Source organism: Nocardia sp. CA-136227 (assembly GCF_050955695.1).
Classification (GTDB): domain Bacteria; phylum Actinomycetota; class Actinomycetes; order Mycobacteriales; family Mycobacteriaceae; genus Nocardia.
The window spans coordinates 4,472,219-4,497,784 of sequence record NZ_CP192081.1; the positions used below are offsets into that span (position 1 = coordinate 4,472,219).

The 25,566-nt window shown below is 69.6% G+C and carries 20 protein-coding genes; 9 read left to right on the forward strand and 11 right to left on the reverse strand.

The genetic code is table 11. The features are described from left to right. Window positions 1-280: 280 nt before the first annotated feature. The gene (locus ACQP06_RS20560) at window positions 281-496 is read left to right on the forward strand and encodes a hypothetical protein (protein ID WP_379277067.1); all 216 of its coding nucleotides are present in this window, start codon (window positions 281-283) and stop codon (window positions 494-496) included. A 123-nt stretch (window positions 497-619) separates the two neighbouring features. Here ACQP06_RS20560 and ACQP06_RS20565 read toward each other — a convergent pair whose 3' ends face one another. Beyond that, window positions 620-1,273 (reverse strand): hypothetical protein, encoded by a 654-nt coding sequence (locus ACQP06_RS20565; RefSeq protein ID WP_433666134.1) that lies wholly within the window; start codon window positions 1,271-1,273, stop codon window positions 620-622. 18 nt (window positions 1,274-1,291) lie between these two features. Between ACQP06_RS20565 and ACQP06_RS20570 the strand changes: the two genes are divergently transcribed. Then, on the forward strand, window positions 1,292-1,444 hold the full coding sequence (locus tag ACQP06_RS20570) for a hypothetical protein (RefSeq protein WP_433666135.1): 153 nt from the start codon (window positions 1,292-1,294) through the stop codon (window positions 1,442-1,444). Between the two features lie 18 nt (window positions 1,445-1,462). On the opposite strand, the gene ACQP06_RS20575 is transcribed toward ACQP06_RS20570, so the two are convergent. From ACQP06_RS20575 to ACQP06_RS20585, 3 genes are all read right to left on the reverse strand, one after another. Then, window positions 1,463-2,353, reverse strand: coding sequence for a class I SAM-dependent methyltransferase (locus ACQP06_RS20575; RefSeq protein WP_433666136.1), 891 nt, complete (start codon window positions 2,351-2,353; stop codon window positions 1,463-1,465). A gap of 312 nt (window positions 2,354-2,665) precedes the next feature. Further along, the gene (locus tag ACQP06_RS20580) at window positions 2,666-3,493 is read right to left on the reverse strand and encodes an SDR family NAD(P)-dependent oxidoreductase (RefSeq protein ID WP_433666137.1); all 828 of its coding nucleotides are present in this window, start codon (window positions 3,491-3,493) and stop codon (window positions 2,666-2,668) included. 34 nt (window positions 3,494-3,527) lie between these two features. Then, on the reverse strand, window positions 3,528-5,099 hold the full coding sequence (locus ACQP06_RS20585) for a succinic semialdehyde dehydrogenase (RefSeq protein ID WP_433666138.1): 1,572 nt from the start codon (window positions 5,097-5,099) through the stop codon (window positions 3,528-3,530). Window positions 5,100-5,188: 89 nt separating this feature from the next. On the opposite strand from ACQP06_RS20585, the gene ACQP06_RS20590 reads away from it, so the two are divergent. Then, window positions 5,189-5,890 carry a TetR/AcrR family transcriptional regulator gene (locus ACQP06_RS20590; protein WP_433666139.1) on the forward strand — a complete coding sequence of 234 codons (702 nt, stop codon included), beginning with the start codon at window positions 5,189-5,191 and terminating at the stop codon, window positions 5,888-5,890. A 72-nt stretch (window positions 5,891-5,962) separates the two neighbouring features. Here the strand turns inward: ACQP06_RS20590 and ACQP06_RS20595 are convergent, their stop codons facing one another. Next, the gene (locus ACQP06_RS20595; RefSeq protein WP_433673384.1) at window positions 5,963-7,198 is read right to left on the reverse strand and encodes a glycosyltransferase; all 1,236 of its coding nucleotides are present in this window, start codon (window positions 7,196-7,198) and stop codon (window positions 5,963-5,965) included. 253 nt (window positions 7,199-7,451) lie between these two features. Here ACQP06_RS20595 and ACQP06_RS20600 point away from each other — a divergent pair, with 253 nt between their 5' ends. Continuing rightward, window positions 7,452-8,420: an EamA family transporter gene (locus ACQP06_RS20600; RefSeq protein ID WP_433666140.1), complete on the forward strand. Its 969-nt coding sequence runs from the start codon at window positions 7,452-7,454 to the stop codon at window positions 8,418-8,420. On the opposite strand, the gene ACQP06_RS20605 is transcribed toward ACQP06_RS20600, so the two are convergent. Then, window positions 8,374-8,874, reverse strand: a complete 501-nt coding sequence (locus ACQP06_RS20605) for a DUF2199 domain-containing protein (protein ID WP_433666141.1) — start codon at window positions 8,872-8,874, stop codon at window positions 8,374-8,376. The genes ACQP06_RS20600 and ACQP06_RS20605 overlap by 47 nt on opposite strands. 151 nt (window positions 8,875-9,025) lie before the next feature. Here ACQP06_RS20605 and ACQP06_RS20610 point away from each other — a divergent pair, with 151 nt between their 5' ends. Beyond that, on the forward strand, window positions 9,026-9,805 hold the full coding sequence (locus ACQP06_RS20610; RefSeq protein WP_433673385.1) for an ankyrin repeat domain-containing protein: 780 nt from the start codon (window positions 9,026-9,028) through the stop codon (window positions 9,803-9,805). A gap of 12 nt (window positions 9,806-9,817) precedes the next feature. Here ACQP06_RS20610 and ACQP06_RS20615 read toward each other — a convergent pair whose 3' ends face one another. The 5 genes from ACQP06_RS20615 to recC all read right to left on the reverse strand — a co-directional run bounded on the left by ACQP06_RS20615 (window position 9,818) and on the right by recC (window position 21,301). After that, window positions 9,818-11,263 (reverse strand): flavin-containing monooxygenase, encoded by a 1,446-nt coding sequence (locus ACQP06_RS20615; protein WP_433673386.1) that lies wholly within the window; start codon window positions 11,261-11,263, stop codon window positions 9,818-9,820. A 54-nt stretch (window positions 11,264-11,317) separates the two neighbouring features. After that, window positions 11,318-12,160, reverse strand: coding sequence for an alpha/beta fold hydrolase (locus tag ACQP06_RS20620; protein WP_433666142.1), 843 nt, complete (start codon window positions 12,158-12,160; stop codon window positions 11,318-11,320). A 144-nt stretch (window positions 12,161-12,304) separates the two neighbouring features. Further along, window positions 12,305-14,191, reverse strand: a complete 1,887-nt coding sequence (recD, locus tag ACQP06_RS20625; protein ID WP_433666143.1) for an exodeoxyribonuclease V subunit alpha — start codon at window positions 14,189-14,191, stop codon at window positions 12,305-12,307. Continuing rightward, a complete protein-coding gene (locus tag ACQP06_RS20630; RefSeq protein WP_433666144.1) occupies window positions 14,188-17,901 on the reverse strand; it encodes a UvrD-helicase domain-containing protein in 3,714 nt (1,237 codons plus the stop codon). Before ACQP06_RS20630 ends, recD begins: the two co-directional genes overlap by 4 nt. Before the next feature lie 49 nt (window positions 17,902-17,950). Next, window positions 17,951-21,301 carry an exodeoxyribonuclease V subunit gamma gene (gene recC / locus ACQP06_RS20635; protein ID WP_433666145.1) on the reverse strand — a complete coding sequence of 1,117 codons (3,351 nt, stop codon included), beginning with the start codon at window positions 21,299-21,301 and terminating at the stop codon, window positions 17,951-17,953. 178 nt (window positions 21,302-21,479) lie between these two features. On the opposite strand from recC, the gene ACQP06_RS20640 reads away from it, so the two are divergent. From ACQP06_RS20640 to ACQP06_RS20655, 4 genes are all read left to right on the forward strand, one after another. Further along, window positions 21,480-21,686 carry a hypothetical protein gene (locus ACQP06_RS20640; protein WP_357277243.1) on the forward strand — a complete coding sequence of 69 codons (207 nt, stop codon included), beginning with the start codon at window positions 21,480-21,482 and terminating at the stop codon, window positions 21,684-21,686. Between the two features lie 121 nt (window positions 21,687-21,807). Next, complete coding sequence (locus tag ACQP06_RS20645; RefSeq protein WP_433666146.1) at window positions 21,808-22,686, forward strand: tat pathway signal sequence; 879 nt, start codon at window positions 21,808-21,810, stop codon at window positions 22,684-22,686. Window positions 22,687-22,903: 217 nt separating this feature from the next. Beyond that, a complete protein-coding gene (locus tag ACQP06_RS20650; protein WP_433666147.1) occupies window positions 22,904-24,355 on the forward strand; it encodes an NAD(P)/FAD-dependent oxidoreductase in 1,452 nt (483 codons plus the stop codon). Between the two features lie 120 nt (window positions 24,356-24,475). Then, complete coding sequence (locus ACQP06_RS20655; protein WP_433666148.1) at window positions 24,476-25,468, forward strand: hypothetical protein; 993 nt, start codon at window positions 24,476-24,478, stop codon at window positions 25,466-25,468. Window positions 25,469-25,566: the final 98 nt, after the last annotated feature.

A 25,566-nucleotide genomic window follows, 5' to 3' on the forward strand; every position in this document is an offset into this window, starting at 1 on the left:
TTTCCACCCGGGTCGCCTATCAGTGCCCGCGCGTCGACGCGGACACGGCCGATCCGGATCGAGCACCTCGCCGGGGCATACCCACCGATGGCCTGTCACCCGCGGTTGATCGCGGTGTAGACACTGGCGAGTGTCAACACGGACAAGAGACAGAGAAACTTCTCAGCAACCCATATTTCCGGTGTTAACGTAGCGCTCACGGCCCTTTTGGCCTGTCATACGCCACTGACAGCAACCATCTGGCGCCGCCATAGTCGCGACCTGGAGGAGTAGAACCCAGATGCTGGCATCCATCGCCCGCTCGGCAGCAGTAGCCGCACTCGCAGTTCCGCTGCTGACCCTCGCAGCCCCGTCCGCCTCGGCGGCCGAGCCCGCTGCCCCGGCCCCCGCCCAGCCCGCGGCGCTGCAGAACATCGACGCCCCCTACATCTCGATCACCATCTGCCTCCACATCCCGACCCCCGGCTCCGCCACCCTGGACTGGTGCTGGCCGTAACCCCGACTGCCGCACCTGCGACGGCCCGCCCGATTCCGATCGAGCGGGCCGCCGTCATTCCCGGACCAACCCGCGACCGCCGGAACACCGTGCGGCAGCGACCCGTTCGTGGCGCGGGCGCGATCAGGGGGTGGGTACCTTCACCTCGATTTCGCCGCCGAGGTGGTAGCCGTCGGCGAGACGGAGGTTGTCTCCGCTCCAGAACCTGCCCGGGTCGTACCAGTTCGGACGCTTCTCCGGCAGGAGACCCATGGCCTGGTAGGTCATGGCGACGATCTCCGCGCAGTACGCGTTCTCCAGTCCCGCAGTGGTTTCGGGCGTACCGGATCGTTTCGGCCGGGGGACTCGGCCGCGCAGCCACCGGCCAGCGAGCGCGGTCGTGGAGGGAAACGGCATGCCATCGAGCCGGGCCACCGTGCGCAGCGCGGCGTCTTCCATCTCGCGGGTGACCGGGCGATCCAACTGCCGGGTCCAGGCCTGCTGCTCATAGTCGTTGCCCCAGCGCATGACCGCGGCCCGCAGGTCGTGCAGCTGCGCGCCGCGGTGGTTGTTTCCGGACCAGACGTCGGGCAGCGACCGGCCGAGCTCGGCGTGCCAGATCAGCGCCGGAAGGTCGTCGATGACCACCGCCATGCCCACGTGGTTGACGGGGCTGTTGGTCAGTCCGCGGATCGCGCGGTCCGCACCGGAATGCCCACGGAACAACCACAGATCCCCGGTCCTGGTGAGTTCCGCCGCTTCGTCCAAACCGATACTCGACACCGCTTCGCGTGACACAACAGCTAGCCTAGGCGCATGCGATGGTGGAAGGTGCTCGGCTTGGCCGGAGCCGCGGGAGTCGCCGCGACCGGAGTGGTGATCGTTCGCTCCGAACGCAAACGCCGCGCCTACACGCCCGACGAGATCCGCGACCGGCTCCACGCCCGCCTCAACGATCGCCCCGAATAGGGCCGAGACCGTTCTGGTTCACCGCTTTTCGGCGCGCGCGTAGTGCGCTTGGCGCATGAGGTCGAGCAATTCGGCGGGCATGTCGGTGATCGGGTGGGCGTAGTCGGCGGCGAGGTCGACCGGTGTGGTCATGTGGACCGTCCAGCCGTGCCGCGCCAGCCAGTCGCACGGATCGGCACGGGCGTCGTCGTACAAGAGGTCGCTGACGTCCAGGCTGCCGAACGGGTTGCTGCCGAAGAACTTCTCCTCCGTATCGGCGAAGTTCTGCGGGTCCACGGTGCGGGCGAAGTCGTCGGTGGCCACGCTGCTGCCGGGCGCGGACAGCGCGTCGATGCGTTCGAACAACGCGTCGTGCGCGGGACCCGGCAGGAACGGCAACAGCCCCTCGGCCGACCACGCCGTCGGCTGACCCGGATCGAATCCGGCGGCAGTCAGCGCGGCGGGCCAGTCGTCGCGCAGATCGACCGCAACCACGCGGCGATCGGCCTTGGCCACCGCGCCGTGCTCGGCGAGGACCCGGTCCTTGAACTCCAGCACCCGAGGCTGATCGATCTCGAAGACCACCGCGCCCGCGGGCCAATCCAGCCGGTACGCCCGCGCGTCCAGACCGGACGCCAGGATCACCGCCTGCCGCACACCCTCCTGGAACGCCGCGGCGAAGAACTCGTCGAAATACCTGGTCCGGACACCCATGAACCGCCCGAACCGCCGGACATCGCCCACCGACTCCGGGTCGGCCAGGATGCCCAGAAAGTGCGGTTCACCGGCCGCTTCGACGAACCAGGCCGCGTAGTCGTCGCGGATCATCGGCTCGGGATCGATCGTCTCGAGCGCGCGGAACGTGGCGACGCCCAAGGCGGTCAGGCCCACGCTCGTCACAATGTCCCAGCTGTCCCCGTCGGTTCGCATCAAGGTCACCCCACTGGTGTCAGAGATCGTCCGAACTAGCCCGGGCGAGGCATCGCCCGATCACCACCCAGTCGATTCTGCGCCCATACGGAAGCTCCGGCAACCGACTGGACACCCACCGCGGCCAGATCTCGTGCGATCCGATACGGAATTCAGCAATATTCTGGCAATCTGCACGATGGGAGGCGTGCGAGGCCCGGGTGCGTTCCGTATCGATCCATACCGGGACCTGATAGCGAACACCACCCGACCTGACGGACGGGTGGTGTCGGTGCGTCGCGCCGCAGCGCGTTCGTCGTTCGGCGCGAATCCCTACTTGCGCCCGGTGAATTCGTCCATCGAGTGATAGACGCCCACCGTGTTGAGGTAGAAGTCGCGCAGCTTCAGCGGCAGCAGGCCGGAAATGGCGCGGTTGAGGCGGGAGGTCCAGGGCAGGACCACCAGGGCGGAGCCCTTCTTCATCTCCGACCAGGAGGTGTCGACCACTTCCTCCTGCTCCAGGATCGGGGTGAACCAGAAGCCCTTGGCGCCGTCGAACATTCCGGTGTTGATGTAGGTCGGGCAGACGGTCGTGAACCGCACGTGGTCGGTGCCGGACTGCTCGAGTTCCAGGCGGACCGAGTCCGACCAGCCCAGCGCCGCCCACTTGGAGGCGGCGTAGACGCTCATGCGCGGGTTGGAGACCAGGCCCGCGGAGGAGGCGATATTGAGCACGCGCGCCTCGACGCCGGTGTTGGCGACCATGGCGGGCAGGAACTCGAGGGCGATGTACATGGGGGCGAGGGAGTTGATCGCCATGGTCTTGTCGATGTCGGCGCGGTTGTCGGTTTCCCAGAAGTAACCGTTGCCGCGCACGATGCCCGCGTTGTTGACCAGCACGTCGATGCCGCCGACCTCGGCGCGCACCGCCGCGCCCGCCTCGGTGATGGCGTCACGGTCGGACACGTCGACCACGTAGTGGTGGATGCGGCTGCCACCGAGGGCCGCGAGCTCTTTCGCGGTCTCTTTCAGCGTCACCTCGTTGATGTCCCACAGCACCACGTCGGCGGCCTGTTCGGCCACCGCCCGCTGCGCGAACGACTTGCCCAGACCCATGGCGGCGCCCGTGATCAGGACCCGCTTTCCGGCAACGGTCTTCATAACCCCTTGTTCCCCTGTCGAATGGTCGGCGGAATCACTTCTGCCGCAGTGCCTTCATGACGTTCAGGTAGAGCGTCATGGTCTTGGCCCACAGCTGCTCCGACATGCCCGGCAGCGGCGCGATGGGCAGCACCCGCTGCACCGCGATGGTCTGGGTGTCGATGTACTTCAGCAGGCCCTCGGGTCCGTGGCGGCGACCCGTGCCGGAGATGCCGAGCCCGCCCGACGGCGCGGCGACCGAACCCCAGGCGGCGATGAAGCCCTCGTTCACGTTCACCGATCCGGCGTTGACGCGGGCGGCCACCTCGCGGCCGCGGGCGATGTCGCGGCTCCACACGCTGGCATTGAGGCCGTAGGCGGTGTCGTTGGCCTGCGCGACGGCCTCGTCGTCACTGTGCACGCGGTACAGCGACACGACCGGTCCGAAGGTTTCCTCGCGGTAGACGGTCATGCCTTCGCGCACGCCTTCGAGGATGGTGGGCTCGTAGAAGTACGGGCCCAGGTCCGGGCGTGCCTTGCCGCCGGCGAGGACGGTCGCACCCTTGGCGACGGCGTCGTCGACGTGCGTGGAGACATTGTCGATCTGGCGCGGGAAGGTCAGCGACCCGATCTCGTAGCCGAAGTCGAGGGTCTTGCCGAGCGTCAGCTCCTTGGTGTGCCCCGCGAATTCGCGGACGAACTGGTCGTACACCTTGTCGTGCACGTAGATTCGCTCGATCGACTCGCACAGCTGCCCGGCGGAGGCGAAGCAGGCGCGCACCGCGATCTTGGCGGCGGTGGAGACATCGGCGTCCTCGAGCACCAGCAGCGGGTTCTTGCCGCCCAGTTCGAGCGAGTAGCCGATCAGCCGCTCCCCCGCCTGCTGGGCGATGGTGCGGCCGGTGGCGCTGGACCCCGTGTAGTCGACGTAGTCGGCGCGCGCGATGACCTCGGTGCCGACGACCGCGCCACGCCCGAGCACGGCCTGCCACAGGCCCTTGGGCAGACCCGCCCGCTCGGCGATGTCGATGGCCCACAGCAGGGTCAGCGCGGTCTGATTGTCCGGTCGCCCGATGACGGCGTTACCGGCGAGCAATGCGGGCAGCGCATCGGAGGCGCCCAGGGCGAGGGGGTAGTTCCACGGCGAGATGACCGCGACCACGCCCTTGGGCCGGTTGCGCACCTCCACCTGGGTGAGCACCGGCATGACGCCGCGCGGCTTACGGTGCGCCAGAATCGATTTGCCCTCGGCGGCGTAGTAGCGGGAGTTCACCGCGACATCGGACACCTCGTCGAAGGCGTGCACCCGGGACTTGCCGGTCTCGAGCTGCACGATGTCGAGGATGGTGTTCTGCTCGGCCAGCACCAGATCGTGGATGCGGCGCAGCAGGGCCGCCCGTTCCCCGACCGGCACCTTCGCCCATTCGGCCTGCGCGGCGCGCGCGGTGGCGAAGGCGGCCTCGATATCGGTGACCGAGGATTGCGGCAGGTCGGCGATCTTGGCGCCGGTTGCGGGCGCGAACACCTCGACCGAGGGCGCACCGCCCGCGACGGCATGGCCGAGCAGGCGCTGGACCAGGTCAAAAGGCAGCGCATCGGCAGTGGCGAGCTGCGGGGCAGTCGTCATTGGTCGCCCTCTCGAAGAGTCGGATCCGGTGGAGCTCACTATTAACTGAACACCAGTGTTACATGAACACCAGTGTTAGATTAATAGACGTGACGCATGCGATGTCAAGCCCTTCGGCGGACAAGGCCGCCCCCGCCCGCCGCGGCCGCCCCCCGCAGACGGAGCAGCAGGCCGACCAGGTGCGCGCCCGCATCGTGCTGGCAACCGCCGAGGTGTTCGCCGCGCACGGGTCCCGCGGGCTGAGCGTGGCCCGCATCATCGAGCAGGCCGGACTGGCCCGGCCGACCTTCTATCGGTATTTCGCCAATGCCACCGAACCGCTGCACGCGGTGCTCACCGTCTCCAACGACGACCTCGTCGGGGGTATCCGGTCGGCCCTGGAGCGCACCGAGGAGCCGGTCGAGCTCGGTATCAACATGATCGAGGCGTATCTGCACTGGGCGGGCGGGCACGGCTCGATGCTGGCTCCGTTGTTCGCCGAGCTGCACGATCCGAGTTCGCCGGTGTCGGAGTACCGGAATCGGGTGGTCGACGACATTCGGGTTCTCGTGCGCAACAAGATCACCGGGCTCGGGCGGCCCGCCCCTACGGACCTCGATCTCGATACCGCGCTGCACACGTGCGAGTACGTCGTCTTCCGCATCTCCGCGGCCGCCCCCCACGGCGAACCCGATCAGGCCACCATCGACGCCGCGCGGTTGACCATGATTCGCGCCGTACTCACCACGCTCGGCACCCGCCAGGACGTCGAGTACGCGCTCACCGTTCCAGGATTGTTCGAATCCGCCTGATCCGGGCCATCTCGTTGGTTGACCCGGGCCGGCGGTCGAATGACGTACGCACTGAACCGATTCGAAGCGGGTTCAGTAGGCGTCGAGGTGGGCTTCGATGGCTTTGACCGCGGTGCCCGCACCGTCCTCCTGGGCGATCTGTTCCGCGAGCCGGGTGGCGTTGTCGCGGTAGAAGCTGTCGGCGGTCATCGCGTGCAGGGCGGCGACCAGGCCGTCGACCGAGAGGTCCCGCTGTGCGATGGTCGCCGGGCTGACGCCGAGTTCGCGCATCCGCCGCGCCCAGAAGCCCTGGTCCGCCTGGCCGGGGACGGCGGCGAAGGGCATGCCCGCGCGCAGGCTGGCCGAGGTGGTTCCGGCGCCACCGTGGTGAATGGCGGCGGCGACCTGCGGGAACAGCCAGTCGTAGGGCACGCTGCCGATGGTCATGACGTCGTCACCGCTGATGTCGAGGTTCATCCAGCCCGTCTGCACGAGGGCGCGGCCGCCGAACCGCCGCAGCGTCTCGTTCAGCAGCTCCGAGAATTCGGCGCGACGGTCGCGACCTTCGGTGGTGCTGCCGAATCCGACGAACACCGGGGGCGGTCCGGCTTCGAGGAAGTCCACGAGTTCGGTGGGCGGCTCCCAGTCGAGGGGCCGCGGCGGCCACCAATAGCCGGTGACCTCGAGCCCCGGGCGCCAGTCCGCGGGCCGTGGTGACACACTCGGCGAATAGCCGTGCAGCACCGGCCATTCCGACGCGGTGCGCCGACGCCGCAGTGTGCGGGCGGACACCTTCGGCAGCCCCAGATCCCGCCGGAAGTCGGCGACCGGGCCGCGATACACGGTGTCGAAGACCCATGCCCCGACGTCGGCCGTCAGCCGGTTCCGGAACCCCCCGAAGTCCTTGTCCCCGACCAGACTCGGCGGATGCTGCGTGGTCGCCGACAAAGGGAACAGCCGCAATCCGATCGCCGGAATCCCCTTCGCCTCGGCGAGCTGGAATCCCGAGAACTCGGTGATCGGACTGAGCAGCAGCGCATCCATCGGCTCGTCGATGAGCGCCTCGATCAATCCGTTCCCCAGAAACCGCTGCCCCTCCGGCCAGGCCAGCTTCTCCGGCACCACCAGATCCTCGTGCCCGCTCAGATCCACATTGAACGGATCCGACTCGTCCACCTTGACATCGGCCCCCATCAGCCGAAATTCGAGCCCCGCCTCGGTAATCAACTCGCGGAACAAACAATGCGCGGCAACCACTACCTCATGCCCCGCATCCCGCAACCGCAACGCCACATCCAACAGTGGCGCAACGTCCCCCCGGGTCCCCATCGCCGCAATTACCAACTTGCTCACGCGTCAACTCCTGCCCGACGAGACCCGATCGATTTCACCCCTCGAATATCGAATGCGCACTGCCACTTGGCAACTGATCGAACGCCCCAGTCATGCGCGCATCTGGAACCCGCCACCACCGGCCCGTCCACCGCTCGCCGCCGGTACCCCTGGCGGGGGTATCCGCGGACGACGAGCACCCCTGGAAATCCACTGGCCGAGCTCGTGGTGCCGGGTTCACAATCCAGCCGTGGCCATCACGGAAAGGACAGGCCGGATTTCGATCCGCGTTCAGGCGACCGGGTGGAGCCTGCTGTCGTGGGTGTTGTTCGCCGGCTCGGGCCCCTTGGCCAAAGCCATGATGGTGTCCGGCTGGAGCCCGGCGGCCGTGACATCGGCGCGAATCGTCCTGGCCGCGGCGCTGCTGTTGCCGATTGTGGCCTGGCTGCGTCCGCACGCGCTCCGGTTCCCACGGTCGGACCTCTGGCTACCGTTCGCTTATGGGCTGCTCGGTGTTGCGGGCGTTCAGCTCTTGTTCTTCGTCGCGGTGGCCGAAATCCCGGTCGGAGTGGCGATCGTTCTCGTCAACCTCGCCCCCACATTCGTCGCCTTGTGGATGCGCATCGCCCGCGGCGCGCGCCTGCGCGGGTCGGTATGGGCGGGAATCGCATTCGCCATTGCCGGATTGGCCATCGTTGCCCAACCCTGGCAGTCGGCCAGCCTGAATGTCGTCGGCCTCATGGCAGGACTCGGTTCGGCGATGTGCTCGGCTGCCTACTTTCTTCTCGGTGAGTACGGCGCCCGCCGGACCGACCCGTCCGGGCTCACCGCGACCGGGCTGCTGGTCGGAGCTGTTGCGGTGTCCGTGATCGCTCCTCCGTGGGCCGTCCCTTTCGACCTGCTCACAGCCCCCACCGCGCTCGGCGACCGGCACCCGCCCGCATGGCTGGTCCTGCTGATCCTGGCCGCCTTCGGCACCGCCGTGCCCTACCTGGCGGGGCTCCGAGCCCTCCGGGAGCTGACTCCGATCGCGGCCAGCGTGCTGGCCGTGGTCGAGCCCTTGGCCGCCGCCGTCCTGGCGTGGCTACTCCTGGGCCAATCCCTCCACCCGGCCCAGGTCATCGGCGCGGTCATCATGGTGATCGGCGCGACGGCGGTGCAGGTCGGCGGTGTCAGTGGCGGAGTTGTTCGGCGATCGACTGGACCCGGGCGCGGGTGATGCCGGTTCTGTGCTCGACGGCGAGGGGGTGGTCGGTGGGCTCGAGTTCGACGAGGGGTCGGGTTCCGAGTGGCTGGGTGTGGAGTTTGGTTTTCAGGTTGATGGTTGTCGGGGCGTAGATGGGGATTTGAGTGGATAGCCAGCCGAAATAGGGCGGTTCGTCGACTCGGGCGGGGTCGTCCCATAGTTCGGGCATGCGGTGGAAGTTCTGTTCGCTGAGGGAAATCCAGACGCCCCAGACGAATTCGTCGTCGCTGTCCAGGATGGGCAGGACGATGCGTGCGCGGACGAAGAAGTGTTCGCCGGCGATGACGCACTGCTCGTCACCCAGAACACTGCCGGGCGCTTCGGCTACCTCGTCGTTCCAGTAGGCCGGCGCGGGAAAGGTGAAGCTGAGCGGCGGGCCGTCGTGGAGTTCATCGCAGCAGGTGCAGGTGAAAGTGGAGCTGGTCACGACAGGAAGCGTAGGCGGGTCAGCCGATCGGTTGATGTGGGTGTCGGCCGGATGGGGGTGGGAGAAGGAGCCGGTGCACCGATTCGGGGGTGGGTGGGGGTGCGGAGCATGGGAGGGGAAGGCGATTCGGTCGACGGATGGAGCTGCGGTGATGGGGACCTTGTGGTGGCGTGCTCGGGGAGTCCGGGTCGGGGTGGCGGTGGTGGCCGGGGCGGTGGTCGTGGCCGCGTGCTCGGCTGAGCCGGGGGCGAAGGATGGCGCGGAGACGAGTCGGCAGACGCAGAACGGATCGGTGATGATGTCGGACAACAGTGGTTCGGGGCCGGTCGATGTGCCGGTGGAGCAGGCGAACAAGGCGTTGCTCGAGGCGGCGAAGGACGGGGACGCGGACGGGGTTCGGGCGGCGTTGAATCAGAAGGCGCAGGTCGAGACTCGGGGTGGGTCGGGGCGGACTCCCTTGATGATCGCCGTGCTGGATGACAATGTGCCGGTGGCCAAGGTGCTGATGGAATTCGCGGCGGATCCGGACGCGAAAGATGATCGCGGGGAGAGCCCCTGGGTGAATACCGGGGTCACCGGCAGCGTCGCCATGATGGAGTTGCTGCTGCCCGCGCAGCCGGATCTGACATTGCGGAATCGGTTCGGCGGCAACGCGCTGATCCCGGCGGCGGAGAAGGGGCATCTCGACTACGTGCGAGAGGTGTTGCGGCAGAACGATATCGACATCGATCACGTCAACGATCTGGGCTGGACCGCGCTCCTCGAAGCCGTCTACTACGGCAATGGCAGCGCGGTGTACCGCGATATCGTCCGGGCGCTGGTGGACAATGGCGCGAACGTCTCGATTCGTGATGCCAAGGGCCGCACGGCTTATGACCACGCGGTGCGTCGCGGATTCACCGAGATCGCGGCACTGGTGAAACCCCGGTGACCCCACACGACACTAGGCGCGCTCGAAGTGGATGGCGGGGTCGGTGATCTTGCCGTAGCGGAGGGCGGGCAGGTCGCGGAGGTAGTTCATGTGGAGCTTCCAGGGGGCTCGGGTGCCCTGTTTGGGGAGGACGTCGAGGGAGCGGAGCACGTAGCCGGGCTCGAAATCGAGGAAGGGGGCCGGGCCGACGGCGGGGTCGCGGACCGGGGTGGCCTTGGTGTAGCCCTCGGCGTCCATATGGCGCAGCAGGCGGACGACGTATTCGCACACCAAGTCCGCTTTCAGGGTCCATGAGGCGTTGGTGTAACCGATGATGAAGGCGAAATTGGGGATGCCGGAGAGCATCATCGCCTTGTAGGCCATGGTGTCGGGCAGGTTGATGTCGTGGCCGTCCACGGCGAGGGCGACACCGCCGAAGGGGATCAGATTGAGGCCGGTGGCGGTGATGACCATATCGGCGTCGATGTCGCGGCCGGATTCGAGGCGCAGACCGGATTCGGTGAAGGTGGCGATGCGGTCGGTGACCAGGTCCAGCTTGCCCTGGCGGATGGCCCGGAAGAAGTCGCCGTTGGGTGACAGACACAGCCGCTGGTCCCACGGCTTGTAGCTGGGGTTGAAGTGGGTGTCGATGTCGAAACCCTCGGGGAGCCAGCGCTGCTGCCAGCCGCGGATCCACGCGCGCATACGCGTCGGATAGCGTTGCGACAGTTGATACATCGCGGTGCTGAGGGCGACGTTCTTGGCGCGGGCCACCGCGTACGCGGCGTGGGTGGGCAGGAGTTTGCGGGCGCGGTCGGCCAGGCCGTCGCGGGCGGGCATCGAGATGATGTAGGACGGGGAGCGTTGCAGCATGGTCACGTGCGCGCCCTGCTCGACCAGCGCGGGACCGAGGGTGATGGCGGTGGCGCCCGATCCGATGAGAACGACCCGTTTGCCCGCCACGTCGACCGACTCCGGCCAATGCTGCGGATGGATGATCGGTCCCGAAAAGCGTTCCGTGCCCGGGAAATCCGGGGTGTAGCCCTCGTCGTAGCGGTAGTAGCCCGAGCAGCTGAACAGGAAGTCCGCGGTCAGGGTGACCGGTTCCCCGTCGTGGTCGGCGGTCACGGTCCACCGGTTGCGCGGCGAGGACCATTCGGCCCGCACCACCCGATGCCGGTATCGGATGTGGCGGTCGATGTCGTTCTCGGCCGCGGTGTCGCGCAGGTACGCCAGGATGTCGTCGCCGTCGGCGATGGCCTTCTCCCCCAGCCACGGACGGAATCGATAGCCGAGGGTGAACATGTCGGAGTCCGAGCGAATGCCCGGATAGCGGAACAGGTCCCAGGTGCCGCCACTGGCCTCCCGCGCCTCCAGCACGGCGTAGGTGCGCCCGGGAAAGGCGCGCTGCACATGGTAGGCGGCATCGATGCCGGACAGCCCGGCCCCGACTATGAGCACGTCGACGTGCTCCGGCATGGTGGCCATTCCCCCAGCGTATTCTTCCCGCCGCGAGCGCAGTGCCCGATGCCGCTACGAACGCGACAAGAATTCCCCGATCACGCCCGCCACCCGGTCCGGCGCCCCCTTGTCGATACCGAAGTGGTCCAGCCCGGGCACGGTGACGCGCTCGTTGTGCGGGATCACCGAGGCGAGTAGCTCCTCGTCGGAGGCGGTCCATGCCCGCCGGTCCCTGTCCCCGTAGACGAGCAGCACCTCGGCGCTGATCTCCGCGTAATTCCGGTACGTGCTGTCGAACCTCTCGTACTGCCGATGCTCGACCAGATTCTGCGGGAGCTGCGCGATGACCTCGTCCTTCTCGGGCGCTTTCATCATGATCGGCATCATGCGCCGGAACATCCACCGCGGCGTCTTCCGGACGGCATCCGGCCCGATCGCCCGCAGGAACTCGATGAAAGCCTCGAGGGGTTTGTCCTGGGAGAGGTATTTCTCGTAGGCGTCCATCCATCCCAACGGCATGGACCCGTTCACCGACAGTCCCGGCTCGTACACCGCGACCTTCGCGATCCCCGTGTTCTTCCGCGCCGCCTCGAGCGCCACGAATCCCCCGTAGCTGTGCCCGACCAGAAATGCCGCGCCCGTCTTGTCCTGGAGCGCTCGCACATCCGCGCAGTCGTCCTCGACCCCATGCCCGGGGCGTTGCGGCCCGCTCTCCCCGTGCCCCCGCCGCTCGATGGTGTGCACGGTGAACGCGCCGGCCAGGGCCGTCGCGAACCGCTCGTATCCGCTCGCCAGGGCCAGCACTCCCGGAATCACGATCACGGCGGGCCCGCTGCCCCTGCTCAGGTACGTGATCCGGGTCCCGTCCTCCGACACCACGGAGTCCACGCTCGGTTCGGCGTCGAAATCGACCATGACAAGCCCTCCCCTTGTCGGGCCGCCCGGCTCAGAAGGACCACGGCGACAGCGGCATCGAGCACCGCTCACGCTACGCCGCCCCGGCCGCCGCGCCCACGCCCGGGGAAACTTCGCACCCCCGCAGCGTGTCCCGGCCCGGGATCACTCCCGATTGCGCAAGCCGCTCGCCCGCAGGACCCGGCGCGCGATGCCCGACCGGATGGATTCCTCGGTCCCGAGGATCCGCACATGCTTCCGGGCCCGGGTCACAGCCGTGTACAGCAGCTCTCGCGTGAGCAGCGTCGATTCGGGCCCGGGCAGCACCGTCGACACGGTGTCGTACTGGCTGCCCTGGCTGCGGTGAATCGTCATGGCGTACACGGTGGTCACCCCGGGGAACTGGGTGGGATGCACCAGGTACGGCTCGGTGCCGCGCTGCAGCGCCGCGCGCAGCGTCCCGTCGGGCACGCGCACGATGACACCGGTGTCGCCGTTGTAGATCCGCGCCTCGTGGTCATTGGCGGTGACCAGCAGCGGCTGCCCCGGATACCAGTGCCCGGCACCGGGATCGGCGCTGATCCCAGCCCCGATCACCCAGCCCGCGGCCAGCCGGTCCCAGCGTTCGACACCGGCCGGACCCTGCCGGTGCGCGCACAGCAGTCGATGCGATTCGAGGGCGGTGAGCGCGGCGGTCGCGTCACCCTCCAGCGCCGCGTCGGTGGCTTCGCGGGCGGCCCGCAGCACGTCCGCGCGCACGCCGGCGATGTCGTCGGGCGCGTGCAGCGACAGTTCGTCACCGCCGTCGGCGAGCAGGGCGAGCGCGCCGTCGGCGTCACCCGCGCGAATGGCGACCGCCAGCTCCGCGATCCGTCCACCGAAGCGGCGACCGCGCGTCAATCGGACGATGCCGCCGCGCAGCCGTTCCCGTTCGCGCCCGGAGAGCGCGTCCGGATGCGCGGCCGTCGCCCGCAGGTCCCCGCCGAGAATGCGATCGAGCGCCGGATTCGCCTGTCCCGGAACCGGTCCGGCCACCAGGTCGGCGAGCACCGCGCCCGCGTCGACCGATGCCAGCTGGTCCGGGTCACCGACCAGTACGAGCCGCGCGTCCGGCCGGACCGCGGGCAGCAGCCGGCTCATCATGGTCAGCGACACCATGGAGGTCTCGTCCACCACGATCACGTCGTACGGCAGCCGATTGAACTCGTTGTGCTTGAACCGTCCCGCGCCGCCACGCTGCCAGCCCAGCAGCCGGTGCAGCGTCGCGGCCGTGAGCTCGGGCAACCCGATCGCCCCGGCCTGTTCGCGCACCGCTTCCTGCATGCGTGCCGCCGCCTTGCCGGTCGGCGCGGCCAGCGCGATCCGCAAGGCGGGGGCGCCGGGCACGGCCTGCTGGTGCGCCACCAGCAGCGCCAGCACCCGGGCGATGGTGTGGGTCTTACCCGTACCGGGCCCACCCGCGACCACGGTCGTCCACTGTGTGGTGGCCAGCGCAGCCGCCAGCCGCTGCCGATCCGGCGGCTCGCCGGGCCCGCTGTGATCCGGGAACAGCCGATCCAGTTCGCGCCGCACCAGTTCCGCGTCCACCATCGGATGGGAGGCGGCCCGCTCGGTGAGCACCCGCCGGATGGTCTCCTCCTGCCGGAAATACCGGTCGAGGTAGAGCAGCGGCCCGGCATCACCCGGCGCGTCGATGAGCCGCAACGGCCGCAACGGCCCCGCCGGACTACCCGTCACCAGCGGACTCACCCGCAGCGCCGCGATCACGGACTCGACTTCGGGCCATGGCAGCGTCGCCGGATCGATGGCCGATTCCTCGGTCCCCTCGGCGTCCACGCCGATCTCGTGCATGCGCCGTACTTCCAGGCACACCGACCCGGATCGCACCGCGCGGACCGCCAGCGCGGTCGCGAACACGACCGCCTCGGACCGTTCCCTGCCGAGCCGCGCCAGCCGCAACGCCACGTGCACGTCCGCCGCCGAGAGCACCCCGGCGGCATTGAACACCTGCAGCAGTCCGGTGCCGCGCTGCGCCAACTGAATCGAGGTCATCGCACCACTCCCGTGTCACCGGCGAGCAGCGCCGACAGGTCCTCGACCAGGGCGGCGGGCGGATGCCAGTCGAAAACGCCGCAGCCGTCCGGGGTGTGGGGCCCGACCATGCCGCGCACGAACAGGTACCGGATGCCGCCCAGGTGCCGCGCCGGATCGTAGCCGGGCAGCCGCCACCGCAGATACCGGTGCAGCGCAACCGAATACAGGATCGCCTGCAACGGATAGTGCGAGCGCATCATCTCCGCCGCCATGCGCTCGCGGGTGTAGTGCGCCACCGTCAGATCACCGACGCCGAGCCGGTTGGTCTTGTAGTCGACGACCAGGAATCGCGGCCCGTCCGTCCGCAACACGGCGTCGATACTGCCGGTCAGGTAGCCGCGCAACGGGGTGTCGTCGAGGTGCGCGAGCTGGTCGGCGTAGGGCGCGAACACGTCGTCGTCGGGCAGGTGCCGACGCAGCAGATCGGCGATGCGCGGCACGGTCACTCGCGCGGCGACCGGATCGTCGCCTCCGGCGAGCGGCAGCTCGAAATCGAGTTCGCTCAACCGATCCCGCGCCGAGAACCCGGCGAGCGTCCCGTCCCCGATCGGCGTGTGCATGACCGCCAGCAGCGCCCCCGACAGCACCTCGGGGTCCGCGTCGAACATCTGCTCGTTCACCGCGTGCAGGCAGCGGGCCCGGATCTCGGCGGCCAGGTCGGCGGCGTCGGTGTCGACGTACTCCAGCACCTCGTGCACCAGGGTGCCGAACTCCGCGCCGTAGGGCAGCGAATTCATCAGCGACGGCGCGGCTCCCGCGAACGCGCTCAGATCGTCGGCGAGCACCGCCGGGTCCGCCGGTTCGTCGGAGACACCGCCGCCCTCGGGCAGATCGGCGGCGGGCAGCGCGTCGTGCGCGCCCGCGGTCAAGGCCGAATAGGAGGTGCGCCGCCACGCCTGATCGAGCGCCCGGTCGAAGCGGGCGGCGGCCAAGGGCTCGGAGGCCGTGGTCGTATCGTCGTGCGGCAGCCGGGCGCGGGCGATCTCCCGCACCGGCTCGACGGCGATGACGCCGGGTTCGGCGGTCGACGCCCAGTCCCGGATGCGTTCCAGCACTACCGAATCCGCGGGCACCGGCACCTTGTCCGCGACGGCGGGGCTGCCCGGTTCGCGCCCCAGCAGCATGCGGTGCAGCGGCGCGGTCTGGGTGTCGTAGGCCGGCGCCCACCACGCCACCACCTGTGCGCCCGCCCGCGTCAATGCCACGTACAGCAGCCGCAGTTCCTCGGCCTGCTCCTCGGTTTCGGCGCGCAGCCGCCGGGAGTTGTAGCCCGGCGCGTCGGAGCCGCCGACATCGAGGACGCGGCGGCCCTGCTCGTCATGGAACAGCAGCGTCAGCGGATTGCGCAGTTTGGCCGCGTCCCACGCGAAAGGCAGGTACACGACCGGGAATTCGAGCCCCTTGCTGGCGTGCACGGTCGCCACCTGCACGGCCGCGGCGTCGCGGTCGAGCCGACGGCTGCGATCGGCGACGCTTCCGGAGGCCGGGTCGCGTACGCGGTCGGCCAGCCAGCGGGTCAGCGCGGACAGGCCCAGGCCCTCGCGCAGGGCCGCGTCGTCGAGCAGCTGCGCGATCTGCCGCAGATCGGTGAGCTGCCGTTCCCCGCCTTCGAGGGCCAGCAGGCGCGGCGCCAATCGGGTTTCGGCACTGAGCTTCTCGGCGACCGCCGCGAACCCGGCGCGAGCGAACAGCCGGGCCGCGTCGCGCAGATCCGCGCTGAGCCGGCCCACCAGATCGGCTCCCCCGGCGTCGATGTCCGCCGCGCTCACCCCGAGCAGCGCCGTCCCGGCCGCCAGCCGCACCCGGTCCCCGCGATGCGGCTGCTCCACCGCCCGCAGCACCCACAGCCATTCGGTGGCCGCGGGCGTCCCGAACACACTCGCGCCGCCGGCCAGCACCGACGCGACCCCGGCCGCCTCCAGCTCGGTCCGCACCATCTCCAGTTGCGCGCGATTGCGCACCAGCACCGCGATATCGCCGGGCCCGATGGCCCGTTCGCGGGGAGTCCCGGCATCGATGAGCACCCCGGACCCGAGCAGCCCGACGATATCGGCGGCCACATCGACGGCGACCCGCTCCCGCTGCCGCCCCACCGTCGGATACCCGGACTTGTTGAGCGGTCCCGCCCCACTGCGCGGCAGGCACCGCAGCCGCAGTGGCGTCACCCGCTCGGGCGCACCCGACAGCCGCGAGAACGGCCGCGTCGCCGCCACGCGGTGCACGGTGATCTCCTTGTGCCCCAGGGCCGCACCGCCGTGCACGTGCTCGAGCGCGGCCAGCAGGCCCGCGTCACTGCGCCGGTTGGTGGTCAGTTCCCGCTTGCTGTCGGCGTGCGCCACCGCGTCCAGGTAGCTGAGCACCTCCGCGCCGCGGAAGGCGTAGATGGCCTGCTTCGGGTCGCCGACCAGCACCAGGGTGGCGTGCCCGTGGAAGGCGCGGCGCAGGATGTCCCACTGCAGCGGATCGGTGTCCTGGAATTCGTCGACCAGCGCCACCCGATACCGGTCCCGGATCCGCGCGCAGGCGCGCGGGCCGTGCTCGGGATCGGCGAGCACCTCGTGCAGCAGCACCAGCAGGTCGTCGAAGTCCCGCAAGCCCGAAAGCCGTTTGCGCCGAGCGGTTTCCACCCGGACCGCCGACGCGAACGCCACCCGCTCGGCGGCGGGATCGTCGTCGTTCTCGGCCTCCGGCATCAGCAGCGCGTGCGGGTCGCCGACCGCCGCCGCGGCCAGCCGCTGCGCGTCGGCGGGCCCGAACACCGATCCGCTGCGCGCGTACCGGCTCAGATACAGGTCGTCGGCGACCGTGGACACCACATCGGCGACGCTCTCGACCAGCCGCACGCCCGGGTCCTGCTCCCCCGACAGCCCCAGTTCGTCGAGCATTCGCTGGCAGAAGCTGTGCGTCGTGGCGATGGTTCCGGCGTCGAAGTCCGACAGCGCCGTCAGCAGCCGCTCCCGCCTGGTCGCGATCTCGCCCGGGTTGCCCTGCGCCAGATGCCGGATCAGCTCGTCGCCCGACGCGAGCGCCCGATCCGGCTCGGCCAGCGCGGCCGCCACCGCGACGAACCTGTCCCGGGTGCGCTCCCGCAATTCCTGGGTCGCGGCCCGGCTGAAGGTCACCAGCAGCAGCTCCGAGACATCCACGCCCAGTTCGGCGACGAATCGCACCGCCAATCCGACGATGGCGTACGTCTTTCCAGTGCCCGCGCTGGCCTCGAGGACGGTCGTCCCCGTCGGCAGCGGCCCGGTCAGCTCGAATCGGTTCCCCGAATCCGCGAAAGTCCCTGGTGCGTCGGCGGTTCCGGGCTTAGCGCCCTCAGGCACCGCACCGGCGTCTGAACGCGGCGCCGCCGAGGCGTCGTCCCACAACCCTTGTCCTGCTAATTCATCACCCGAACCCGGAGAGACGCTAGCGTCCACGGCATCCGAATCGTGGTTGGGCTCCGACGGATCAGCGAGGTGCGATTCCTGCCGGCCGGTCACCTCAGGAGCGGCGGCCCACAGCCCCTGCGCCCCGCCGGAATCGGCCTCCTCGGAGACCGTTTCGCGCACGTCGGCACCGGAGTCCAGCCCGCCCGGCAGTGTCGGTTCCGCCCGCAGCAGCCTGCGCGGCGCGGGCCGTGGGGCCAGGTCGGGATCGGTGAACGAGAACAGGTCGTCGGTCATGCGGGGCTCCCGGGGACGGTCACGGGCAGGAGAGTCCTCCTCGGGGTGGTCATGGCTGACCCTGATTCTCGTTGGTCAGCAGGGGATTCCAGAGGCGACGCGCCAGCTCACCGAAACGCGTCGGTTCGGATTCGACACCCGGCGACACGGCTGCCGCGGCCTCGGTCAGCTGATCGAAGCGCGGCGACCGGCCCAGAATGTGCCGGAAGTAGCGGTCGGTGTGTTCGCCGAAGCGATCGTCGAAGTCCTGGCTCGCCGCGTGCAGCGCGTCCTCGGGCGACGCGCCCGCGAGCCGACGCTCGGCATAGGTGGCCGAAGCCGACGGCGCGATCGGCAGCGGTTCGGTGAGACCCTCGTCGCGCAACAACGCCAGCTCCCGCAACAGCCCCCGGGCCAGGGGCGCGGGCGGCGCGGTGAGCGTCGACTGCCAGGCCGGACGATGATGCTTGCCGCGCCCGATGGTGATCGCGCGCCACGACTGATGGGTCCCGGTGGCGGCCAGCGCCAGCAGGCGAATCCACGCCGCCATCCGATGCTTCGGGGCCAGCCGCGAGAACGTCGTGCGCAACAGCGCGTCGTCGTGGACATCGGGCACGGTGCCGGTCAGCCGACGCCCGTCACCCAGATCCACCGCGATATCGATAGTGCGCGAAGGGATCTCGTGCAACGGCCGCGCCACCCGTACCAGCTGGTCGACGGTCCCCTCGACCTCGTCGAGCACGGCCGCGCCCATCCCGAACGGCGGCAGCGTCCCACGCCGCCACTCCGCGGCCCGCAGCACATTCGGGTCCACGCCGGTGAGCCGCGCCGACAGCATGCGCTCGCCCATATTCCACTTGGTCAGCCCGTCGAGTTCGATGGGGAGCCGGTCGGCGATCTCCTCCTCGTCCTCGGGCACTCGAATTCCCAAGCGCTGCCACAGGAACGCCCGCACCGGATGCTCGGCGAAGGACACCAGATCGGCCAGCTCCACATCCCCGGGCTCGCGGGCCGGCAGCGTGGCCGGCAGGAACAGCGGCCGTGGCTCCGGCGCACGGCCCGCCGCCACCGCCCCCGCCAGCGCGACGGTGTCGAAACTGAACGGATTCTCCGGCCGGAAGTTGCGGCGATCGAAGGGCTGCAACGGATGCCGCGTCACCACCTGGTCCATCGCTCCCGCGCCGATGTGCGCGCGCACGGTGTCGAGGAGTTCGGCCAGCGGGATCGCGGGCGGACGGTGCGCGCCCGAGACCGGATCGGATCCGGTGTGCAGCAACACCAGCCGCTCCCCCGCCGCCATGATCGCGTCGAGCAGCAGCTGCCGGTCCTCGCTGCGTGGATCCCGATCCCCGGGGCACCGGTGCCGGGCCAGCACATCGTCCCCGTCCACGCCGCCCGCGCGCGGGAACACCTCGTCGTCGAGACCCAGCAGCACCACCACCCGGTGCGGCACCGACCGCATCGGCACCATGGTGCACACCGTGAGCTCCCCGGTGCGGAAGTTGGCGCGCGAGGGCCGCCCGGCCAGCCTGGCCGTGAGCAGTGCGCCGATATCGCTGAGCCGCAAGGGAATCGAACCCGCCGGTTCCAGCGCCGTCGCCAGTTCGCGACGCGCCTGCACCGCCATCCAGCCCTGACCGGACGGCACCTCGGTCAGCAGATCCAGCGCGCGTCCCAGCACGGCGGCCCATTCCGACGCGGGCCGCGCGCTGCCCGCGGGCTCGTCCAGGGTGGAGCCCCGCAGGTCGCGCAGGCACACCGCGAGCCGGTCCACGAATTCGGCGAACCGGCCGCCCAGATCGATGTCATTGCTGTCCACGTCGTCCAGCGGCAGCACCAGATCCAGCCAGTCCTCACTGGATTCGCCCGCCGCGACCCCGAGCAGGATCCGGTCCACCGCGGCATTGAGCGTGTTCTGCGGGAAGTCGCCCAGCCCGAACGCCTGCCGCTGCCGCTGCCCGATCCCCCAGCGCGCCCCGGTCTCGGCCGCCCACTCCCGCAGCCGCTCGATATCGTCGTCGTCGAACCCGCAGCGCACCCGAACCGGTTCGGACGCACACAGATCCAGCGCCTCGGTCACGGTGACGCGGCCGTCGGCCAGCTCCAGCAGCGTGCCCACCACGTCCAGCACCGGATTGACCGCGCGCTGGGCGCGATCGGCCAGCCGCACCCGCAGCCCGTGCGCGGGATGCCCGGGCTCGGCCCCGTCGAGGGACCACTGCCCGAACGCCGCCCGCACCAGCGGCGCGTAACTCTCCACGTCGGGGCACAGCACGATGACATCGCGCGGTTCCAGCGTCGGATCGGCGGCGAAGACGCTCAGCAGCGCATCGCGCAACACCTCCACCTGCCGCGACGGCCCGTGGCAGGAGTGCACGGTGACCGTCCCGTCGGCAAGGCCCGGGTCGGGCATGAGCGACCAGCGGTCCTGACGCACCGCGGACTGCAGCTCCGACAGCAGCGTGCGCGGCCCGATCTCGTCCGGTCCGGGGTGATAGGTGTCGATGTGGTCGTAGCCCCCCAGCCGCTCCTGCAGCTCCCGCACATCGCGTCCCAGTGCCGCCAGCAGCGGATGCCGCACGCGCACACCGGAATTCGGGATGACCTCGGCGTCGGCCAGCTTGGTCCACAGCGCCGGGCTGGGGTGCACCAGCCACAGGTGCACCTGCCGCCCGGCCGACAGCGCCGACAGCACCTCCAGCTGATCGGTGGTCAGCCGCGTCACCCCGAACAGCGAAATCCGTTCCGGCACCGACACGATCGACGGCTCGGCCCGCAGCCGCGCGCACGCCGCCGCCAGCCGCTCGGCGGGACTGGGCACCCCGACCACGCCGCGCACCCGCCGCCACAGCATCGCCTGCCACACCAGATCCGGCGGGAGGTCGTGCCCCGCGCCGTCGGTGTCGCCGCCCGCGGCCCACTCGGTGATCATGGCCGGGCGCTGGGTGCCGTAGCTGTCGAACAGGGCCGCGATCCGCGCCGCCGTCGCGTACCGCCGTCCGACCCGGTGCCCGCCCGCGTCGCCGTGGCCGAGGTGGCGGGCGAGCACCGCGCTCCACGGTTCGGACAGCACGTCGTCGAGGACCGGCAACAAGGTCCAGACCAGTCGCTCCGGCGACCACGGATCCTGCTCCGGATCCACGCCGGTCGCCTCGGCGAGGATCGCCGACACCAGCGCCGCCGGATCCGCGAAGTCGATATTGGCCGAGATCCCGTCGGTACCGAGCCCACCGGCCGCACCGCGGCCAGGGCCGCCGCCCGCGCCGAGTACCGTGGCCAGCCGCTGGGTGAGCCAGCGCTCGATCCCCTTGGCGGGAACCGCGACAACTTCCGGGGTGAACGGATCGCCGAGCGGTTCGATCAGTAGCCCGGCGAGCGCGTCGGCGAGCGTGTCCGCTCGTTCCGCCCGGTGAATGTGCACGACCTGTGTTTATACAGTCGGCGAACGACATGCAAACACCGGGCTGTGCGGCTCGCCGGGTGACACCTGCCACACGCCGGATATTTGCTAGGGCGCGTCACTGCGAATTTCGAGTGTGGTATGCGACAGTGCCTTTCGGGGTGGTTCTCATTTCTCGCTGAAAGGCTGGTCCGCGTACATGTCTGCGTCGGTGATTCCCCTGGTGCCCAGAACCGGGTTCACGGTGCGACGGGTGGGAGAGCGCTGGGAGTTGGTCAACTCCCGACATTACGGACGCGGCGTGGTGCTGCAGTCCTGGCCGCGCGACCGCCACACCGAGGCCTTCGAGCATTGCTACCGGCTCAATGGCCGCGGGATCGAAGAGCTACGGGCAGCTTTTCGCTGATCCGGACGAAACTCGCAAGCCGTACACGAAAATCCGTGCGACAGTGTCGATTCGATAACAGACAACCCGATCACCTGCAAGACGTGCGAATCGGGCATTGTCCCCTCTATTGTGATCCCTCGTGCGTTCCCCCAAGGCCCGGCGCGTGGCCTCCTCCGCTTGTGTCCTCGCGGCCGCTGCCCTGATTCCGGCCGCGCCCGTCCTCATTCCCGTCGCCGGCGCGGTCCCCGCGCACACGCAGGGCCCGATCACGGGATTCGACGCGGATATGAGCAGACGCATCGCCGCGGTCGACGACTATCTCGCCACCCGCCCCGGCGTCACCGGTTATGTGATGCGCGACCGCGTCACCGGCGGCATTTACCGGAATGGCAACGCGGACACCAACTTCTGGACCGCGTCCACCATCAAGCTGGCGATCGCGGAGGATCTGCTGAATCGCGCCCGGGTCGGCGCCATCGTGCTCGGTCCCGACGACCGCGCGCTCATGGAGTCGATGCTGGCAACCTCCAACGACAATGCCGCCGACATCCTGTGGAACAAGTTCGCGGGCTTCGACCGCATGGCGTTCAACAACGCCTTCCGGGCCAACGGCATGGTCGGGCTGATCCCGCTGCCGCCGACCACCTCCATCGAGCAGATCAAGCTGTTTCCGGACTGGGGCTTCCAGCAGTGCTCGCCCGCCGACCTGGACCGGCTGATGGACAACATCCTCACCCGCATGCACCCCGACGACCGCGCGTACCTGCTCGACCGCATGCGCCGCGTCGACACCAACCAGCACTGGGGCGTGTGGGGCGCGGGCGCGGCCATGAACCCGGGCCTGAAGAACGGCTGGTCCGACGAGCAGGGCGGCTGGGTGGTCAACTCGGTCGGCTTCGCCGGACCCGGTGAGCGCTACACCCTGGCGATCATGACCGAGCAGGGCAACCAGGGCGGATATCTCGAAGGCTCCGAAACCACCACGCGCGTCGCGCAATTGCTCTTCCAGGGACGCTGAGCCGCCTCCCCCGATCACGAGCGCGGGCGGCCGCCCCGGCCGCCCGCCACCGGGCTCGCGCCAATCCGCACTGAACGACCGCCCATATTGTATTTTCGGGTCAGCTGTCTGGAAGGTCTGTTTTCGGTCGGTCCTGATTGGGCTGCGCTACTCACACTGCATTACCGTTGTGCGTGAGTTGTCGTAGTTTCACCGTCTGGCGAGGAGCAGGAACTAGATGAACGCCGAGAATTCCGTCGCGCAGCGCCATCGGGTGGTGGTGATCGGGTCCGGGTTCGGTGGACTGTTCGCCTGCAAGCACCTGCGCAAGGCCGACGTCGACATCACACTCATCTCCAAGACGTCCACGCACCTGTTCCAGCCACTGCTGTACCAGGTCGCGACCGGCATCCTGTCCGTCGGCGAGATCGCCCCGGCCACCCGCATCGTGCTGCGCAAGCAGCAGAACACGCAGGTGATCATGGGCGAGGTCACCGATGTCGACCTCGAGGGCGGCACCGTCACCTCGCGCCTGCTCAACCGGGACTACGTCACCCCGTTCGACAGCCTCATCGTGGCCGCGGGCGCGCAGCAGTCGTACTTCGGCAACGACCACTTCGCCACCTACGCCCCGGGCATGAAGACCATCGACGACGCCCTCGAACTGCGCGCGCGCATCCTGGGCTCCTTCGAGGAGGCCGAGCTGGCCACCGACCAGGAGACCCGCGACCGGTTCATGACCTTCGTCGTGGTCGGCGCCGGCCCCACCGGCGTCGAGCTGGCCGGGCAGATCGCCGAACTCGCCGACCGCACCCTGGACGGCACCTTCCGCAATATCGACACCCGCGACGCGCGCGTCATCCTGGTCGAGGGCGCGGGCGCGGTGCTCGCCCCGATGGGCCCCAAGCTGGGCGCCAAGGCGCACAAGCGGCTCGAGAAGATGGGCGTGGAGATCCAGCTCAACGCCATCGTCACCAATGTCGACGCGCGCGGGGTCACCGTCAAGGACAAGGACGGCTCCGAGCGCCGCATCGAATCCGCCTGCAAGGTGTGGTCGGCGGGCGTGCAGGCCAGCGGCCTGGGCAAGATCCTGGCCGACAAGTCCAAGGGCACCGAGGTGGACCGGGCCGGACGCGTCATCGTCGAACCGGACCTCACCATCAAGGGCTACCCGAACGTGTTCGTGGTCGGCGACCTGATGTCGGTGCCGGGCGTGCCCGGGCAGGCCCAGGGCGCGATCCAGGGCGGCACCTACGCCGCCAAGGCCATCAAGGCCGAGACCGAGGGCAAGCAGAAGGTCGAGGACCGCAAGCCCTTCAAGTACTTCGACAAGGGCTCGATGGCCACGGTGTCGCGGTTCAGCGCGGTCTGCCAGGTGGGCAAGCTGGAGTTCAGCGGCTTCTTCGCGTGGCTGGCCTGGCTGGGTCTGCACCTGTGGTACCTGGTCGGCTTCCGCAGCCGCTTCGTCACGGTGCTGGAATGGTTCGTGTCGTTCCTGGGCCGCCACCGCGGTCAGATGGCGGCCACCGAGCAGTGGGTGTTCGCGCGGCTCGCGCTCGAGGCGCTCGACGATCCCGCCGAGGCGCTGGAACTGGCCAAGCAGATCGGCGCGGCCGAAAACGCCTCCGGCAACGGCAAATCCGTGGCGAATTCCGAATCGGCGAAATCCACCGAACAGCGCGCGGGCTGACGACTCGGCCCGGCCGTCCTTCGAATGAGGGTCTGACCGGGCGGCGTGTCCAGACCAATCCGGCGCACCGGCCGGATCCGAATGTTCGGCGTCTGTCGATATTCGGAAGAAAGGTCATTCATGGGCAAACGCCAACCGGTCGATACTGTTTCGCCGCGGCGACGGCGCCTGGGCACACTGGCGGTCGCGGGCGCGCTGCCGCTGGTCGCCGCCCTCGCCGCCGCCGGAACCAGTGCGGCGGAACCGGTTTCGTCCGACGACACCCAACCGGCGGTGGTCGACAACCAGCCCGGCACCACGCTGCCGGGCGGCGCCGACACCCAGCCGGGCGTGGTCGTCGACACCCCGTTCGGCAAGCTGGCCGTGCCGATGCCGCAGGCCATGGCCGACGGCGCGCACACCTACCTGTCCGCCACCGCGGCCGAGGTCGGCCCGGACGAGCTGATCGAGCCCGCCGCCGAGGTCGTCCTCCCCGTGCGGGTCGGCCGCAACGCCACCACCGGCCTGCGGGACATCCCCGACGCGCCGCTGACCCCCGTCGACAACGGCAAGCTGCGCCTGGGCGACCCGCTGGCCGCCCCCGAGGTGGCGCCGATCGCGGCGCCCGAGGGCAAGCTGCGCCTGGGCGACACCCAGCTCGACATCCCGGTCTGGCTCGACGCGGACCAGGCCGCCCAGGTGAACGCGCTCGCCGCGGGCGCCGAGGCCGATCTGGCCCGCACCTACGACTCGGCCGGCTTCGAGCCGAGCCGGTCGGACCGCATGGCCGCCGCGACGGTCGGTTCCGCCGCCGTGGGCGCGGCGGTCGGCGTGGGCGTGGCCGCCCCGCTCGAGGTCGCCGGTGCGGTCATGGGCGGTGTCATCGGTGCGATCGCGGGCACGCCGTTCGCTCCGGCGGGCTGGGCCTTCGGCCCGGCCGCGGGCGCGACCGCCGCCGTGAGCCTGATCGCGGTGCCGGCGGCGACCGTCGGGGCCGTCATCGGCGGCGCCGTCGGCGCGGTGAACGGGTACCTGGCTCCGGCCACCCCGGGCGCCGTGGACCGGGCGACCGGCATCGACGGTGCTACCCCGGCCGACGCGCCGAACGCCGATGAGGCGTCCGTTCAGGAGTGATCGCCGAGCTAGCGAGGCCGGAATCCATCACCAGGATTCCGGCCTCTTCGCTATTCGAAACCCGCTTGAATGGCTACTTTTCGGTTATCTAACGGATT